This window comes from Bradyrhizobium sp. AS23.2 (assembly GCF_001908185.1).
Classification (GTDB): Bacteria; Pseudomonadota; Alphaproteobacteria; order Rhizobiales; family Xanthobacteraceae; genus Bradyrhizobium.
In genome coordinates, this window is sequence record NZ_LGHM01000222.1 from 1 (window position 1) to 14,035 (window position 14,035).

A 14,035-nucleotide genomic window follows, 5' to 3' on the forward strand; every position below is an offset into this window, starting at 1 on the left:
CGGTGCGCTGCTCTGAGCGGGAGCGCCGGCACGCCGGGCCGGCTTCGGGCTGTCGCCGCTTGCGGTCGGCGTGGTGGTGGCGACGATCTCGGAGAGCAGGGCCTTGTGCTGGAGCTTGTTGAGGTAGCCCGTCGACGGATAGCCACGGGCAGCCTGCCAGCGCTTGAGTACCGAGCGGGTCTCATCGCTGAACGCGCCGGTCAGCTTGGTGTCGAAGCCGAGCCCGGTCAGGCGGCGCTGCACGTCGCGGCGCTGTGCCTTGTCGAGGCCGATCTGGTCCTCGGTGAGCTGGGTCGCATCTTCGGTGAAGGTCGCGGGATCGACGCCGCCGTTGAGGTTGCGGGTCGCTGTCGACGGGCCGCTCTTGATCGCGGCAAGCCGCGCCAGCGCAAGCGCCTTGAACTGGCCGTTCGGATAGGCCGAGAGATAGGCGTTAAGCTCTTCCGGCTTGTTGGACTCCTTGACCGAGCGCCAGTATTCGAGCTCGACACCGTCCGAATTGCCGCCGGTCATCGTCGGCACGCTGCCAGCCGCGGTCGGCGCCGCGTTGGCAACCTGCTGCGTCTGCTGGGACGGATTGAGGTAAACGGCGCCGATCAGGTTGGTATGGCCCCAGGGCAGCTGGCCCTTGTGGGTCTCTTCGTTGACTTGGGCGCGGACCGACGTCATGGCCTGCTGAATCTCGACACCGGGCTTGGTGATGTTGTCGATCAGCGCGCGGGTGAACGGGCTGTTGTTGCCTTCCTGGCCGTCGAGCGCGGTCTGGCCCGGGCCGGTGGCGAACGCGATCAGTGTGCCTTCGCCGGACTTCATCTCGGCAAGACCGCTCTGCACGTTGACGCTGCGGGTCGCGGAGTTCGACTTGATCTTGGCGGCGAACGGATTGTCGCGGCAGGCATCGAGGAAGACGAGCTTGACCTTGGCATCGCCCATGGTCTGCTCGAGCGTCAGGTCGATGTTGATGGCAGCACCGAGCTTGACGTCCATCTCCGACTTGATGTCGGCGTCGACAGGCAGGAGATAGTTGCTGCCGCTGACGGCAATGCCGTGACCGGCGTAATAGAACACTGCGACATCGGAGCCCTGCGCCTTGCGGCCGAAGTCCAGGAGCTTTTCTGTCATCTGGTCGCGGGTGAGGTTGGACCCTTCGATCACGTCGAAGCCGACATTGCGCAGCGTCGCCGCCATCGCCCTGGCGTCGATCGGCGGGTTCGGCAATTGCGCGACGTTCTTGTAGGTGCCGTTGCCGACGACGAAAGCAACGCGGCGGTCCGCCTTCGCGGCGCTGACCGATAGTGCCATGCACATCAGCGAAGCGAGCAGGGTGAGATAGCGCATCTGAAATCCCCAACAGAATCGAATTGCAGGCAGCAACAAATTGGCAACGAACTTACACGACACGCCCAGTTTCGCACCAGCAAAACGACTGATCGCCCAACCCATCGCTGTGCGGTCGAATGTGCACGATGGAATGCCCCTCCAACGTGATCCAAATCACGCTCGACCACTTTGTTTTGTCGCGCGAGGCGGCGCGTGGTTCACTGCGCGCGGGCGGGGACCGGCGACGCCGGCTTCAGATTCAGAAGGTTGCCGAACAGGATCAGCGCCGCGCCGAGCACGGTCCAGGTGTCGAGGCGCTCGGAATAGAGCAGCCAGCCGGCGGTCGCGGTCAGAGGTACCCTTAGGAAGTCCATGGGAACGACGATCGTCGCGTCTGCATAGCGCATCGCGCTGGCGAGGCAGTAGTGCGAAAATGTGCCGCAGACGGCGATCACGCCCATCCAGGCCCAGACATAGGCCGACGGCCAGGTCCAGACGAACAGCGTCGGCACAAAGCCTGCGACAGATTGAACCACCAACATCCAGAACAGGACCGAGAGCGCGCTTTCAGTGCGGGTCAACGATTTGATCAGTGCCATCGACACGCCAAATCCCATGGCGGCCCCGAGCGCGATGAGCTGGCCGGGATTGATCTCGCCGGTGGCGGGACGGACGATCACGATCACGCCGACGAGCCCGAGCACGACGGCGGCGATCTTCCACGCCGTCATTCGCTCGGACAGGAAGCTCGCCGCCAGGATCGCGGTCCAGATCGGCATGGTGAACTCGATCGCCACCACCTGGCCGATCGGAATCAGCGTCAGCGCGAAAAACCAGCCGAGCTGGGCGACGTAGTGCACGAGGTTGCGCCCGATGTGCTGCGGCAGGCGCGAAGTCTTGAGCACCTTGAAGCCGCCGGCGCGGTAGATGAACGGCGAGAGCAGCAGGAACCCTGCCAGCGAACGCACTTCCATAATTTGGAATACATTGAGCTCGCGTGTGGTCTCGCGTCCGGCCACCGCCATGACCAGCATCAGCGCCAGCCAGCCGGCCATCCACAGTGCGGCCATCGTTTTCGACGGTGTCGTGTTCATCGGGGCGAACGGGGAGAATGGATCCTGAGGGAGGGCCGGTATCGGCGACATCGTCACCGTTTGCAACGGCCAAATCTGCGAGTGCAGCGATGCAGGGCCGCGTGCTAAGGCTTGAGCGAACAGCGACAAGGAAAGGGAGAACTTCGCTCATGCGTATCTTGCAGCCGGCCGAATGGAAAAAACCGCGCGGCTTTTCACACGGCGTGGCGGTGGACGGGCCGGGCCGCTGGGTGGTGCTGGCCGGGCAGACCGGCGGTGACGAGACGGGCAATTATGCGCCCGACATGGCGGCCCAGGTCGCAACTGCGCTGAAGCGGATCATCAAGCTCTTGAGCGAGGCTGGCGCCGGCCCCGAGCATATCGTCCGCCTGACCTGGTATCTGACCAGCCGCAGCGAGTATGAGGCCGCAGGCGCCGGCATCGGCGCGGCCTGGAAGGAGATGCTGGGGCGCAATTTTCCGCCCTCGACACTGCTCTACATCGGCGGTCTGGTGGACGACCGGGCCAAGGTCGAGATCGAGGTGACCGCGTTCGTGCCCGGCGCATAAAAAAATCGACCCGGCGCGGGCGCCGGGTCGATTGTCCTGAGTGCGGTCTGCGTTAGAGCGTTTTCGAGCGAAGTGGATACCGGTTCGCGTAAAGAAAACGCATCAAAACAAGAATCTAGAACTCCGTTCCGATTCTATCGGAACGGAAATGGCTCTAGCGCGACATCGTGATGTTCGCACCGCGGAACTGGCTGTCCGCCCGCATCGTGACGGTCTGCTTGTTGCCGCTCGTCCTCAGCGCGATGTTGGCGTTGAAGCCGGCGGCGGAGACGACGACCTCGAAGTTTCCGCCGCCGCCGCGACCCTGGAGCGAGCCGCTGATGTTGCGGCTGGCCTCGGACCAGCTGCCGGTGATGGAGCTGCCTTCTGCCCTGACGTTGGCGCCGAGGTGGAACTTGTAGGCATCGCTGGCGCAGGTCAGCGACATCTCCATGGTGGGGCCGATCGGCGCGTATTTGGCCCGGCAGCGGATCCGCTCGGTCGAGCCGTCATCAAGGGTGACGACGCCGCCACCGTTCCAGCTGCCCGCCATCGGCGCGAAGGGGCCGGACTGGGCCTTGCTTTCAGAGTTGGCGATCCCCGCTGCAAACAAAACGGCGGCCGCGATCAGCAGCCGCCGGTTTCGGGCGCGAGCCTCAGTTGGTCTATTGGCGCGATGCTTCCCACCGCCCGCTGCACGGTATGCCTGCAGATGCTCCATTCCACTTCCCCGATCCGGCGTTGCCGTTGAGTTGACCGTTGGCATATGCACCATTGATCGAAACTTTCACAAGTCCCTCACGGCCGATGGTGCCGGAAACGTTAGCGCCGGGCGCGGTGATCTTGCCGTCGGCAACCGTCAGCATGGAGCTTGCGGTGGGCTCGCAGGAGCCGGTCTTGGTGACAATGGTGACGTGCCAGTTGCCATCATAGGGGCTCTGGGCGAAGGCGGGAGCGGCGAGGGTGCCGGCGAAAACTGAAGCGGCACAGAACGCCGCGATGCGACCAAAACGCATGAATTCCGTCCTTGAATGTGTCTGAGATGCTGACGCTTATTCGGACGAAATGTGACAGAAATTTGTTGCAATGCCAAAGCGCAAATTGTTCCTGTTGGAACAATGGTTTATTTGCATTTTTGATTCCGATTTTCGAAGCAGAATCAATGCCGCTTGACGTTAAGGGTAAATGTTCAGGAGAGACTCGGCGCCAAGGTGGCGAACTGCTCGTCCTGCACCTTGTTGGGCAGCGCCTTATGGACCCTGGCGTAATCGATCACGTCGGCCAGCAGCTTGAGGCCGAGCGGGGCGAGCGCGCGCTCCCAGAGCTCCCGGGCGGTCTCGCCCTTCTTGACGAAGCACCAATCCTGGGCGGCGATGGCGCCGGCGTCCATGCGGTCGGCGAGATGGTAGATCGTGCCGCCGGCGATCGGATCGCCTTCCTTGATGGTCCATTCCACGGCGGCCTTGCCGCGGTGACGCGGCAGCAGCGAGGGGTGATAGCCGATCCCGCCCAGCTTGGCGGCCGCCAGCGCGTCCTTGCCGATCCGGGCGTGGCTGTGGGCGGTGATGATCAGATCGGTGTCGGGGGCGATCTCCGAGGCCACCACCAGCTTCGGATTGGCCTGGACCACCACATCGATGCCGGCCGCATTGGCGGTCGCGGCGAGGCGATCCGCGCCATCGGCCACCACGACCCGCAGGATCGAGACGCCGTGCTCCCGGAGCATGTTCAGGGTAGTCACGCCGAAATGGCGGGAGCCGACAAGGGTGATGCGCATGGGTCTCCGATCCGTCTCGCAACTGCGTCATCCCCGATAACACGTCCGGACGTCCTGTCACCATCCGTGGGGCGTTTGCGACGGTTATCAACAATGCGTAGGGGGTGGGTGGATCGAACCTGGGTCCGCCTCGTGGCGTCCAACACCCCGTCCAACGCGGGGGAATGCCATGTCGAGATGGCCAAGATTGATGCTGATGAGTGGGATTACATCGGTGCTGCTGATCTATCAGATGATGAGCGCGTCCGAGGCACCAAGCCAGGCGCTCGCCATCCTCCAATATGCGCTGCTGGCCTGTTCGCTGATTGGGCTCGTCGGCTCGGTCGTGATGTCTTTGCAGGAGCGTTGAAGTCCGCGATTGCGCATGCTGGCCCCTACAGGCCGTACTACCGCTACAGCGCCTGCCGCAGGCTACCGCGCAAATAATTCTGCGCTACGGACGAGCGTTGCCGCACGGCCACTGTTGCGCAGCAATTGGCTATCTGCCTGTTCCTGTGTTTCATTTGTAACAAAAGGATTCCGTTGTTTGCCGTTAGAATGGGCACTCCGGGGCTGGCGAAATTTCAATCCCGATCCGTTTTCGAACCCGGCTTTGGCCGCTGGCATGATCGCCAGCGGCTTTTTCATGCCGCGCATCACGAAATCATCAAACGGTAACGCGTTCTCAACCAGCGTGTCGTATCGACGAATCCGTCGCGGATTTGTATTGCGTACCGCGACACCGAAAATGTCCCGCCGGCGTGGGTGCGCCGCGCGGGCTTTTTTGCCGGGACCGATTTCATGCCGAACGCGATTGAGCAGATCGTCGACGCCTATGTGCGACTGAAGAACCGGCGCGGCCTGGACGAGCTGATGATGCACAGGCAGCGGCTTGCGGTCGATCTGAAGAGCAGGTCCGGCTATGATTTCAGCCTGCCGATCGGCCAGATCGACGAGGAGATCGCGATCATCGAGGCGGGCCTCAGCCGGCTGAAGTCCGGCGATTCCACCGTATCAGGCACAAGTCGGCCGGTCTGACGCGCTCAGTCGCGCCGGCCGCCGTCGATCACCGTGAACAGCGGCCGCGCCGGGGTCGGCTCGACCAGCAGCTCTTCCACCAGTGCGGTTGCCGCATCGACATATTTGCGCGTCGGCTTATCGAGCTCACGTTTCGCCTCGTCGTCGAGCGCGACCTTTGCGGCCTCGACCAGCTTGCGCATGCGCGCCGCATGGTCGTCGCCCGCCGTCAGCGTTGCGCGCGCCAGCGAGCGCAGCACGAACAGCTCGCCTTCGAGGCGGAGCAGACGGTCGTTGAGCCTGGTGAGGACGGCGTTGAGGTCGGCCATGGCTGATATTCGTTGCGGAGGATCCTGTCTGATCTAGCGGCGATCGGTGAACGGAGTCCAAATGCCACCGGCGCAATTGGGCCGATCTCCGGCGCCCTTTGACATCGCTGATGCCGTCGATGTGACAGCGCGTGACGTCGCGGATGCATCGTCCCGGCGTGGTTCCCGCACCATATGGCAGCCTGGGTGGATGTCCGGAGCACATTCAATGCGGTCTGTCCTGGCCTTGGTCCTCCTGATTTCAACGTGCGCTGCAGCGGCCGCCGCGCCGGCGCATCACGCCCGCCCGCGGCATCACGGTGTCCTCCGTCCGAAAGAGGACGCGCCCGTGCCGCCCGGCTGGTACAAATTTCCCGGCTATCCGCCGATCCCGCCATCGGAGAACAGGAATCTCGTTCCTTCCAATTTCGGCGGCGGCTGATCGGGCCTTCAGGCCGCGGTTCTGGCGAGATAGTCGCGTGCGAAGGCGAGATACCAGTCGAGGCAGGCCGGATTGGCCATCGCCTCCTTGTTGATGACCTTCTCGACGGGCTGGCCGAGCAACAGCTTCTTGATCGGCAGTTCCTGCTTCTTGCCCGAGAGCGTGCGCGGGATTTCGGTGACGGCGAAAATCTCGTTCGGCAGGAATCGGCGGGAGAGACCGGCTTCGATCGCCTTGTTGATCTTGGCCTGCATCGCGCCGTCGAACGCCACGCCTTCGCGCAGCACCACGAACAGCGGCATGTAGCTGTCGCGGCCGAGATATTCGAGGTCAACGACGAGGGAATCGAGCACCTCGGGCAGAGCCTCGATCGCGGAATAGAGTTCGCTCGTGCCCATGCGCAGGCCGTGCCGGTTGATGGTGGCATCGCTGCGGCCATAGATGATGCAGGAGCCGTCCGGATTGACCTTGAGCCAGTCGCCGTGCCGCCACACCGGCCCGCGGCCGCTGCCGTCGAAATTGTCCGGATAGGTCTCGAAATAGCTGGAGCGATAACGCACATCGCCCTTGTCGTTCCAGAAATAGAGCGGCATCGAGGGCATCGGCTCAGTGCAGACGAGCTCGCCGACCTCGTCGATGACGGCGCGGCCCTGTTCGCTGAAGGCTTCGACGGCCGCACCGAGCAGGCGGCACTGCATCGCGCCCGGCGTCTGCGGCAGTTCGCGATTGCCGCCGATGAAGGCGCCGGCGAAATCGGTGCCGCCGGAGATGTTCGCCCACCAGATGTCGGCCTGCGCCTTGCTGCCGTTCGTCTTCGACAGCGCCGCGAAGCGTTCGTTGAACCAGGCCTGCGTGTCGGCGCTGAGCGGCGAGCCGGTCGAGCCCAGGCAGCGCAGGCGCGACAGATCGCCGGCTGCGGTGAGATCAATTTCGGCCTTGACACAGTTGGCGAAGAACGCCGCGCCCGCGCCGAAGAAGGTCGATTTCGACTGCGCCACGAAGCGCCACAGCGTGCTCCAGTCCGGCTTGTCCTTTGCGCCGCCGGGGCTGCCGTCGAAGATGCAGCAGGTGGTGCCGCTGAGCAGGCCGCCGACCTGCGAATTCCACATGATCCAGCCGGTCGAGCTGTACCAATGGTAGCGCTCGCCGAAGGAATTTTCGTGATAGGAGCAGCCGATGTCGTTGTGCAGGCCGAGCAGCGCCAGCGCCACGATGACGATGCCGCCATGGCCATGCACGATCGGCTTCGGCAGGCCGGTGGTGCCGCTGGAATAGACGATCCAGAGCGGATGATCGAACGGCAGCCACATCGGCTCGAACGCGTCGATCCCCGCGCCCGTCCTTGCGAGCACATCCGAGAGGAGGGCGTCCGGCGCCGCCGCCGCGCCAGCTTCGCTGTGCAGGATGACATGCTCGACCGTCGGCAGCGCTCGCCGGAGCTCGGCGACGACGTCGCGGCGGTCGTGCCGCCGGCCGGCATAGGTGACGGCGTCGCAGGCGATCAGCACCTTCGGCTCGATTTGCTTGAAGCGGTCGATCACGGCGGGGGCGGCCATGTCGGGCGCACAGAGGCTCCAGACCGCGCCGATGCTGGCGGTCGCCAGGAAGGCGATGATGGTCTCGGGGATGTTGGGCAGATAGGCCGCGACGCGGTCGCCGGGCTTGATGCCCTTGTCCTTCAGATGCAGCGCGAGGGCAGCCGCCTTGCGCCGGAGCTCCGGCCAGCTCGTCTCGTCGAGCTTGCCGTCCTCGCCGCTGCCGACGATCGCGGGCAGGCCCGCAGCATCGGCCGCATCGACATGCCGGAACACCTGCCGGGCATAGTTCACCTGCGCGCCGGGAAACCAGACCGCGCCGGGCATCTTGCGCTCGGTGACGACAGCTGCAAACGGCGTCGGCGATTGCAGATCGTAATAGCCCCAGATGCTGCGCCAGAAGCCGTCGAGATCGCGCACCGACCATTGCCGCATCTCCTCGTAGCTCGAGAAGGAAAGGCCGCGCTGCTCGGCGAGCCAATTGCGATAGAGGGCGATCTGGGGGACGAATGCTGCGGTCATTGCGTGTCGGCTTCAGTTGCGGGGAAGAGGAGTGTAGCGGGTGTCGCCGCGCAGCAGAAGCACCACTTCCTCATCCTGGGGAGCGCAGAACGCGCGTCTCGAAGAATGAAGGCTCGGGCTGGGGCCTCGCCCTTTGCGTTCATGCGCGCGGCGGGTCGGTTGCGCTTGTCCCAAAACTGCGGCATCCAAGCGCATGGAAAGCTTCGAGACAGCGGCCTAACGCAAATGCCAACGAGGTCGTCATGATCATCTTTCCGTTCGGCTTCTACGTTCTGGACGGCAAGACACCGGTCTATGTCGGCAATGATCTGGAAGCGCAGAACACCGTGCGCGCCTGGATGGAAGCCAATCCCGACCAGATCCGGCTCGGGTTCGACGAGGTTGGACCGATGCAGGTCTTGACCGTATTCCAGGGCTCGGACCACGGCGCCTCCCGTAGCCGCATGGATCAAGCGCCGCTCTTGTTTGAAACGACTATCTCCGGGGCCCCGGACGATTTGGAGGCGCGCCGGCGCTACAATGACTACGACGCTGCTCTAGGGGGGCACGCTGAGCTGGTTGGGCTCGCCAACAGCAGGCTGTCATGAGCAGGCTGCGATGACCGGGCTCATGCACCGCGGCGCGAGAATTCGGCTCGGACACGCGAAGCCACACTGTACGCGATCTGTCCGTCCCTGACGCCAGCTCCGCTTAAGCCTACCACTGCACGCCGGCCCAGCGGCGGCCGAACACGGGCGGCTTGGTCTTCACCGCTCGCCAGCCGAAGAAGTGATGCTTGCCGGACCAGGTGTGCACCATGCCGCTGCAGATGCTGCACTTGAAGCTGCCGGAGTGTGCTTCGGTGTGCTCCTCCCTGGTCGCGGTGTAGTTCATGCTGCAACCCGCGCAGGTGAATTCTTCGGTCGTCCAGATGCTGTTGGCCATTGCACGCAACTGTTCTTGAAGGCTGGTCTTGGGGACTTGGCGACAATCGTAGAAGGGGGGATTTGCAGCCGCGTAAACCGGCCCAGGGAAATCCGGTTAATGGATGTTAGCCAAACCCGATTCTGCGGTGGGCGAGTGGAAGAGCAGAGCCTGTCGGTCCAGGCCGCGCCGGTGTCGCCGCAAGATCAGTCGCCGGGGCCAGTTACCCGCATGTCCCGCTCCGATGCGTTCCTGATCTTGACGGCGTGCGCACCGTGGGCAGGGGGAGCGGGCGCGAGGCCCGCTCGTCTTGACGGCGGGGGCGGGGCTGGCAATAACGCTGGGCCGTGCAAGTGCCGGAACCCGCGTCGATGCCGCAAGGAAGGTCGTGCCCGTGAAAAGCCTCCGTCAGCTCCTGACGGGCGAGGACATCATCCAGCTCGTGATCCGGCTCGGCCTGCTCGCCCTGCTGATCATCTGGAGCTTGCTGATCATCCGTCCGTTCGTGCCGATCCTGGCCTGGAGCGGTGTGCTCGCAGTCGCGTTCTACCCGGCTTTCAGCTGGGTCGCCAAAATCCTCGGCGGCCGGCCCAAGACCGCGGCGGCGATCCTCACCCTGATCACGCTTGGCATCGTGATTGGCCCGGCGACCTGGCTTGGCATCAGCGCCGTCGATGGCGTGCGCGAATTGGCGCGCCAGCTCGGCACCGGCGATCTCGCGCTCCAGTCGGCGCCGGAGCAGCTCAAGTCGTGGCCCCTCGTCGGCCCGTGGCTTTTTGAGCTCTGGGACCAGGCCTACAACAACATCCGCGCGGTGCTGCGCGAGGTGACGCCTTATCTCCAGCCGCTGGCGGGACCGCTGTTGTCGCTCGCGGGCGACGCCGGTGTCGGGACGCTCCAGTTCCTGGTCTCGGTGTTCGTGGCCGGCTTCCTGTTTCCGCATGGGCCAAGATTCGTTGCGGCCGGCCGCGGCTTCCTGTTTCGCATCGTGCCCGAGCAGAGCGAGCATTTCCTGGCGCTTGCGGGTGCGACAATTCGCGCTGTGGCACAAGGCGTGATCGGCGTCGCGATCGTGCAGGCACTGCTGGCCGGCATAGGGTTCAAGCTCGCCGCCGTGCCGAGCGCCGGCCTGCTCGCCTTCATCGTGCTGCTGCTCTCGATCGTTCAGATCGGCGCCTTCCTCGTGCTGCTGCCGGTGATCATCTGGATCTGGACCGCCAAGGACGTCACCACGGCGTTGCTGCTCACCGTGTTTCTCGTTCTTGTCGGCTTCATCGACACCATGTTGAAGCCACTGGTGATGGGGCGCGGCCTCACCACGCCGACCATCGTGATCTTCGTCGGCGTGATCGGTGGCACGCTCGCCCACGGCATCGTCGGCCTGTTCATCGGGCCGATCATCCTGTCGGTGGCCTGGGAGATGATGATGGCCTGGATCAGGACGGAGGATCGGGCTGAGGCGGGGAAGAGCTGAGCCCCTTGCACGGCTGTGATCTGGGTTCCGCTGGAACTTGTCTATCCAGCTAGACAAGTTACGATAGGCGAGATTCTGTTTTCGAGCCTACGATAGTAATGGCGAAGTCTTCCAAGCTGGTTGCAGCCAAGCGCGGCAAGGTCTTGTTGGTCAGACGGCGATCGGACGGCCTGTGGATGTTCCCGGGCGGCCGCAAGCGCGCGCGCGAGACCGACAAGGCCTGCCTGCGGCGGGAGATCAAGGAGGAACTGCCCAAGCTGAAGCTTGGCCGGATCAGCCTCTGGAAGGAAGTGAAGGCCAGGAACAAGCGCTCAGGCCGCAAGATGAGCGACGCGATCTTCATCGCGAAATACGCCAAGGGCAGGCTCGCGATCGGCGACAAGAACGAGATCGACCGCGCCGCCTGGCAGAAGCCGCGCGGCATCCGCCTGACTCCGACCTCGCGCTACATCCGCGATCGCCTGTTTCCGAAGCCACGGCGCAAGGCGTGAAAGATCAGGTTTGATCGGCTCGCTCTGCCGCTATTGTTTGGCTGCGAGCGCGGCCAGGCAATGATTGAGGTAGTCGGTGCGATCTCTGGGGAGCACCTTGTCCAAATCCGCCTTCAGGGCGCATTCGCGCTGTCGTAGCTGCTCGGCCCGGCGCTTTTCAGCGGCTTCCCGATATTCGGGGGCGACCTTGTTGGGATCAACCAGCGCCTGTGACCGAGCGGGAGTCGCGGCAAACAATGCAATGGCCGCAATGCAAATGACCTGTTTCAAATAAGCCTCCATAAAGAGGGCCATCCTAGCGCGAGGCACCCGAATGCTCAAACGGGCCAACGGTATTCCCGTTGCGAGCGGAATCTTTCGCTTGCCGCAATGCATGTGAACCAGTTCACACGCGATCGCCGAATTCGTTGCTATGGTGGTGCATTGCTCGGCCAATTCATATTTTGAACGAAACTTTTGAACGAAACGGCCCAGTGCCGCACAAGGGCGCTGGGGCTTTTCGTGTCAGGCCACTACTCCAATCGGTCCGCAGTGCGCCTGCGACCTTCAAACGATCGCGATGGTGCAGCGGGCGCGTCCGGCACGAGGAGCCTCGCCGCTTTGCCTCTCAAATTAAACGGAGCAGACTTCTGTCCTGCGTCCAGACGACATGCGCTGCCGCTGTCATAGACCCGCAATCAAACCGTCGTAGATTGACGGTTTCCGGCAAAATACTGGTCGGGGCCGAGGGAGAGGACAAGCTTGCGTTCGATATTGGGCAGGCGGCGTTTTGTGAATTGTTCAGTATTCGGGTATTCGACACATGGCCTACGACACACCTACAGTGCAATTGCTCCGCGCCATTCTCGATGACGTTCTCTCCAGCCCGGCCTTTACCCGGCAGCAGCATCATTCTGCCGTGGAGGTCGCGGAGCGCATTCTGTGGCTTGCTTCGCAAGGGGAACGCGAGCCCTCGGCGATCAAAGAGCATCTACTGAACGAGTTTTTGGGGTACGCCGCCGCGTAGGCTCGCTTCTTACGCCGCGTGTTGAGTAAGGACGGCTTCGCAATTGCCAACGCGCGCGAGATTTGTGCACGAAGAAGGCGAGCCGGTTTGAATGAAAGAGGTCGCCGACTGAGGCGGCCTTACAGCATCAGCAGGAATACAAGGCCGCCAGCAACACCGCCAATGCGGCTCCACGTCGGTATGCTGTGCTTCAAGCTCAGTCTGTGCCTAGCTGGCCGGCAAGAAGATCTCCGGCATCTGAGACAGAGGCCCGCAGGTCAAGTCGGCGGGCTCGTTACGTTCTGAGGGCGTCAACCGCGTGGGCGACGAGAACGCCAATGCTGAGTACGATCAGGCAAACAATCGCCGCTTGAAATAACATCGGAGTAAATTCCGTGGGCCAGGGTGGGCTGTTATAAGCCCTCACATTTCGCCAGCATTTGGCCACCCCGGAGGCGCTTCGGTGTTCGACTCGTTACAAGTATGCAAGGTTCATTGGCCCCGCACGACGACCATCTCCACTCTTCAAAGCGACGCGAAGAATTGCCAGACGATCAACAGCACCACGATCACAAGCATGGCGTAGATAGTCCTGCGGCCGATGCGGTTCATTCTAGAACCTCATATTCGAATGCCACGCCTTCCGGATCGTTCTCCTCGAACCATGTCTCGGCAGCATCGTGGCTGGCGAACACCTTGATGTGGTCCTTATCGCCGACCTGCTTGGCGGTATTGACGTAGACAAAGACGGTCATTGATCCCTCTTCAGTTTGCGTCGGCCCCAATGCGGTGCTTTTCCCTTCGGATTGAATGCGGGCACGTTGTGTCGGTTCAAGGCGCGCATAAAGCCGATCCGTGCGAACATCGTCGGGCCGCCCCGCTCGACGACCAGGAGCAGGGCCTCCATTGCCGCTTGCCATTCCGGCCGATCGTGCTCCTTCTTCGGCGATGTACTCGCCGGCGTCCAGCAGCGTGGTCAGCTTGTGGCCATCGGCCAGGGGAACCGCATCATCGAAAGGCCGTCCCCACAGCCTCGTTTGGTCATTCTTCGCGTGTCGCCTCGACTGTTGGCCTTCTATGTCAGCATAGCCTCTGCGCCGAGCAACCGCACGTAAGTCCCGCTTTCGTGCAGCTCGAGCCAGCCGCGTTCGACCGCATGCTTGATGCCGCCAGCGAACTCCGGTCCGGTGGCCTTGAGCTTGTAGAGAAAGGGCGCGTTGATCTTCTCGATGTGGATGCGGCCGTCCGGACGGGCTCGATGCCGGCGGCGAGCTCGACCAGCTTGCGGCGGCAGCCTCTGGGTTGGCGAAAGGACGTTCGGCATCTGCGCGCGCTGCGCGAAGCGATGGACCGGAATCCCGTTGCAGGTGACCATGAGCAACGACTGGCAAATATTCGATTGCGGTAACTGAAAAACAGGAAGAGACTTTGACGGTCGGACCCAACAAGCCCCTACGGCTATCACCGAAGGAGGAGGGAATGACCGCTCATAAATACGGATGGAAGCCGCCCACTGCCGCCGAACGTGAGGCGCAAAGGGTCTTCAAGGAAACCGATGCCAAAGTGGCGATGTCCGAGTATGAACGCATCCAAGCGGCGTTTCATGCAAACCGCGAGAGGTTAAAGGCTGAACGACTTGCTCGCGAGGCCGAAGCGGCGGC

Annotated in this window: 21 protein-coding genes; 9 read left to right on the forward strand and 12 right to left on the reverse strand. The window is 63.1% G+C overall.

Annotated elements, in window-relative coordinates:
- Both AC630_RS37685 and AC630_RS37690 read right to left on the reverse strand, forming a co-directional pair.
- The coding region (locus AC630_RS37685; protein WP_074123441.1) for a caspase family protein at positions 1-1,338 on the reverse strand (1,338 nt) is incomplete at its 3' end.
- Between the two features lie 200 nt (positions 1,339-1,538).
- A complete protein-coding gene (locus AC630_RS37690) occupies positions 1,539-2,414 on the reverse strand; it encodes a DMT family transporter (RefSeq protein WP_074123442.1) in 876 nt (291 codons plus the stop codon).
- A gap of 149 nt (positions 2,415-2,563) precedes the next feature.
- On the opposite strand from AC630_RS37690, the gene AC630_RS37695 reads away from it, so the two are divergent.
- On the forward strand, positions 2,564-2,962 hold the full coding sequence (locus tag AC630_RS37695) for a RidA family protein (RefSeq protein WP_074123443.1): 399 nt from the start codon (positions 2,564-2,566) through the stop codon (positions 2,960-2,962).
- Positions 2,963-3,116: 154 nt separating this feature from the next.
- Here the strand turns inward: AC630_RS37695 and AC630_RS37700 are convergent, their stop codons facing one another.
- The 3 genes from AC630_RS37700 to AC630_RS37710 form a co-directional block, all read right to left on the reverse strand.
- Positions 3,117-3,662: a hypothetical protein gene (locus AC630_RS37700; protein ID WP_074123444.1), complete on the reverse strand. Its 546-nt coding sequence runs from the start codon at positions 3,660-3,662 to the stop codon at positions 3,117-3,119.
- On the reverse strand, positions 3,607-3,957 hold the full coding sequence (locus AC630_RS37705) for a hypothetical protein (RefSeq protein ID WP_074123445.1): 351 nt from the start codon (positions 3,955-3,957) through the stop codon (positions 3,607-3,609). The genes AC630_RS37700 and AC630_RS37705 overlap by 56 nt, the downstream gene beginning before the upstream one ends.
- Positions 3,958-4,130: 173 nt before the next feature.
- Complete coding sequence (locus AC630_RS37710; protein ID WP_074123446.1) at positions 4,131-4,718, reverse strand: formyltransferase family protein; 588 nt, start codon at positions 4,716-4,718, stop codon at positions 4,131-4,133.
- 196 nt (positions 4,719-4,914) lie between these two features.
- Between AC630_RS37710 and AC630_RS45940 the strand changes: the two genes are divergently transcribed.
- Positions 4,915-5,067, forward strand: coding sequence for a hypothetical protein (locus AC630_RS45940; protein WP_167561357.1), 153 nt, complete (start codon positions 4,915-4,917; stop codon positions 5,065-5,067).
- Between the two features lie 62 nt (positions 5,068-5,129).
- Here AC630_RS45940 and AC630_RS44725 read toward each other — a convergent pair whose 3' ends face one another.
- Complete coding sequence (locus AC630_RS44725; RefSeq protein ID WP_143198621.1) at positions 5,130-5,345, reverse strand: hypothetical protein; 216 nt, start codon at positions 5,343-5,345, stop codon at positions 5,130-5,132.
- Positions 5,346-5,498: 153 nt separating this feature from the next.
- On the opposite strand from AC630_RS44725, the gene AC630_RS37715 reads away from it, so the two are divergent.
- The gene (locus AC630_RS37715; RefSeq protein WP_074123453.1) at positions 5,499-5,735 is read left to right on the forward strand and encodes a hypothetical protein; all 237 of its coding nucleotides are present in this window, start codon (positions 5,499-5,501) and stop codon (positions 5,733-5,735) included.
- A 5-nt stretch (positions 5,736-5,740) separates the two neighbouring features.
- Here AC630_RS37715 and AC630_RS37720 read toward each other — a convergent pair whose 3' ends face one another.
- Positions 5,741-6,043 carry a hypothetical protein gene (locus AC630_RS37720; protein ID WP_011087444.1) on the reverse strand — a complete coding sequence of 101 codons (303 nt, stop codon included), beginning with the start codon at positions 6,041-6,043 and terminating at the stop codon, positions 5,741-5,743.
- Between the two features lie 208 nt (positions 6,044-6,251).
- On the opposite strand from AC630_RS37720, the gene AC630_RS37725 reads away from it, so the two are divergent.
- Complete coding sequence (locus AC630_RS37725) at positions 6,252-6,464, forward strand: hypothetical protein (protein WP_074123447.1); 213 nt, start codon at positions 6,252-6,254, stop codon at positions 6,462-6,464.
- A gap of 8 nt (positions 6,465-6,472) precedes the next feature.
- Here the strand turns inward: AC630_RS37725 and AC630_RS37730 are convergent, their stop codons facing one another.
- A complete protein-coding gene (locus AC630_RS37730; RefSeq protein ID WP_074123448.1) occupies positions 6,473-8,521 on the reverse strand; it encodes an acetoacetate--CoA ligase in 2,049 nt (682 codons plus the stop codon).
- Between the two features lie 242 nt (positions 8,522-8,763).
- On the opposite strand from AC630_RS37730, the gene AC630_RS37735 reads away from it, so the two are divergent.
- Positions 8,764-9,108, forward strand: a complete 345-nt coding sequence (locus AC630_RS37735; RefSeq protein ID WP_074123449.1) for a hypothetical protein — start codon at positions 8,764-8,766, stop codon at positions 9,106-9,108.
- A 109-nt stretch (positions 9,109-9,217) separates the two neighbouring features.
- On the opposite strand, the gene AC630_RS37740 is transcribed toward AC630_RS37735, so the two are convergent.
- Positions 9,218-9,445 carry a hypothetical protein gene (locus AC630_RS37740; protein ID WP_074123454.1) on the reverse strand — a complete coding sequence of 76 codons (228 nt, stop codon included), beginning with the start codon at positions 9,443-9,445 and terminating at the stop codon, positions 9,218-9,220.
- A gap of 367 nt (positions 9,446-9,812) precedes the next feature.
- On the opposite strand from AC630_RS37740, the gene AC630_RS37745 reads away from it, so the two are divergent.
- Both AC630_RS37745 and AC630_RS37750 read left to right on the forward strand, forming a co-directional pair.
- Entirely contained in the window at positions 9,813-10,898 is a 1,086-nt protein-coding gene (locus tag AC630_RS37745) for an AI-2E family transporter (RefSeq protein WP_074123450.1), read from the forward strand.
- Between the two features lie 98 nt (positions 10,899-10,996).
- Entirely contained in the window at positions 10,997-11,389 is a 393-nt protein-coding gene (locus AC630_RS37750; RefSeq protein ID WP_074123451.1) for an NUDIX hydrolase, read from the forward strand.
- Positions 11,390-11,419: 30 nt separating this feature from the next.
- On the opposite strand, the gene AC630_RS37755 is transcribed toward AC630_RS37750, so the two are convergent.
- Positions 11,420-11,659 carry a hypothetical protein gene (locus AC630_RS37755; protein WP_074123455.1) on the reverse strand — a complete coding sequence of 80 codons (240 nt, stop codon included), beginning with the start codon at positions 11,657-11,659 and terminating at the stop codon, positions 11,420-11,422.
- 532 nt (positions 11,660-12,191) lie between these two features.
- Between AC630_RS37755 and AC630_RS37760 the strand changes: the two genes are divergently transcribed.
- Positions 12,192-12,395 carry a hypothetical protein gene (locus AC630_RS37760; protein WP_074123452.1) on the forward strand — a complete coding sequence of 68 codons (204 nt, stop codon included), beginning with the start codon at positions 12,192-12,194 and terminating at the stop codon, positions 12,393-12,395.
- A gap of 587 nt (positions 12,396-12,982) precedes the next feature.
- Here the strand turns inward: AC630_RS37760 and AC630_RS45945 are convergent.
- Together AC630_RS45945 and AC630_RS37770 are read right to left on the reverse strand one after the other, a co-directional pair.
- On the reverse strand, positions 12,983-13,129 hold the full coding sequence (locus AC630_RS45945; protein WP_167561358.1) for a hypothetical protein: 147 nt from the start codon (positions 13,127-13,129) through the stop codon (positions 12,983-12,985).
- Positions 13,130-13,449: 320 nt separating this feature from the next.
- Positions 13,450-13,749, reverse strand: coding sequence for a hypothetical protein (locus AC630_RS37770; RefSeq protein WP_349539972.1), 300 nt, complete (start codon positions 13,747-13,749; stop codon positions 13,450-13,452).
- Positions 13,750-13,853: 104 nt separating this feature from the next.
- Here AC630_RS37770 and AC630_RS37775 point away from each other — a divergent pair.
- A partial coding sequence (locus AC630_RS37775; protein ID WP_074123456.1) for a hypothetical protein occupies positions 13,854-14,035 on the forward strand: 182 nt, incomplete at its 3' end.

Bases quoted from the DNA above. Each gene is read 5' to 3' on its own strand.
- AC630_RS37690 (WP_074123442.1), bottom strand. From the start codon at position 2,414: ATGAACACGACACCGTCGAAAACGATGGCCGCACTGTGGATGGCCGGC.
- AC630_RS37695 (WP_074123443.1), top strand. From the start codon at position 2,564: ATGCGTATCTTGCAGCCGGCCGAATGGAAAAAACCGCGCGGCTTTTCA.
- AC630_RS37700 (WP_074123444.1), bottom strand. From the start codon at position 3,662: ATGGAGCATCTGCAGGCATACCGTGCAGCGGGCGGTGGGAAGCATCGC.
- AC630_RS37705 (WP_074123445.1), bottom strand. From the start codon at position 3,957: ATGCGTTTTGGTCGCATCGCGGCGTTCTGTGCCGCTTCAGTTTTCGCC.
- AC630_RS37710 (WP_074123446.1), bottom strand. From the start codon at position 4,718: ATGCGCATCACCCTTGTCGGCTCCCGCCATTTCGGCGTGACTACCCTG.
- AC630_RS45940 (WP_167561357.1), top strand. From the start codon at position 4,915: ATGAGTGGGATTACATCGGTGCTGCTGATCTATCAGATGATGAGCGCG.
- AC630_RS44725 (WP_143198621.1), bottom strand. From the start codon at position 5,345: ATGAAAAAGCCGCTGGCGATCATGCCAGCGGCCAAAGCCGGGTTCGAA.
- AC630_RS37715 (WP_074123453.1), top strand. From the start codon at position 5,499: ATGCCGAACGCGATTGAGCAGATCGTCGACGCCTATGTGCGACTGAAG.
- AC630_RS37720 (WP_011087444.1), bottom strand. From the start codon at position 6,043: ATGGCCGACCTCAACGCCGTCCTCACCAGGCTCAACGACCGTCTGCTC.
- AC630_RS37725 (WP_074123447.1), top strand. From the start codon at position 6,252: ATGCGGTCTGTCCTGGCCTTGGTCCTCCTGATTTCAACGTGCGCTGCA.
- AC630_RS37730 (WP_074123448.1), bottom strand. From the start codon at position 8,521: ATGACCGCAGCATTCGTCCCCCAGATCGCCCTCTATCGCAATTGGCTC.
- AC630_RS37735 (WP_074123449.1), top strand. From the start codon at position 8,764: ATGATCATCTTTCCGTTCGGCTTCTACGTTCTGGACGGCAAGACACCG.
- AC630_RS37740 (WP_074123454.1), bottom strand. From the start codon at position 9,445: ATGGCCAACAGCATCTGGACGACCGAAGAATTCACCTGCGCGGGTTGC.
- AC630_RS37750 (WP_074123451.1), top strand. From the start codon at position 10,997: ATGGCGAAGTCTTCCAAGCTGGTTGCAGCCAAGCGCGGCAAGGTCTTG.
- AC630_RS37760 (WP_074123452.1), top strand. From the start codon at position 12,192: ATGGCCTACGACACACCTACAGTGCAATTGCTCCGCGCCATTCTCGAT.
- AC630_RS45945 (WP_167561358.1), bottom strand. From the start codon at position 13,129: ATGACCGTCTTTGTCTACGTCAATACCGCCAAGCAGGTCGGCGATAAG.
- AC630_RS37770 (WP_349539972.1), bottom strand. From the start codon at position 13,749: ATGGTCACCTGCAACGGGATTCCGGTCCATCGCTTCGCGCAGCGCGCG.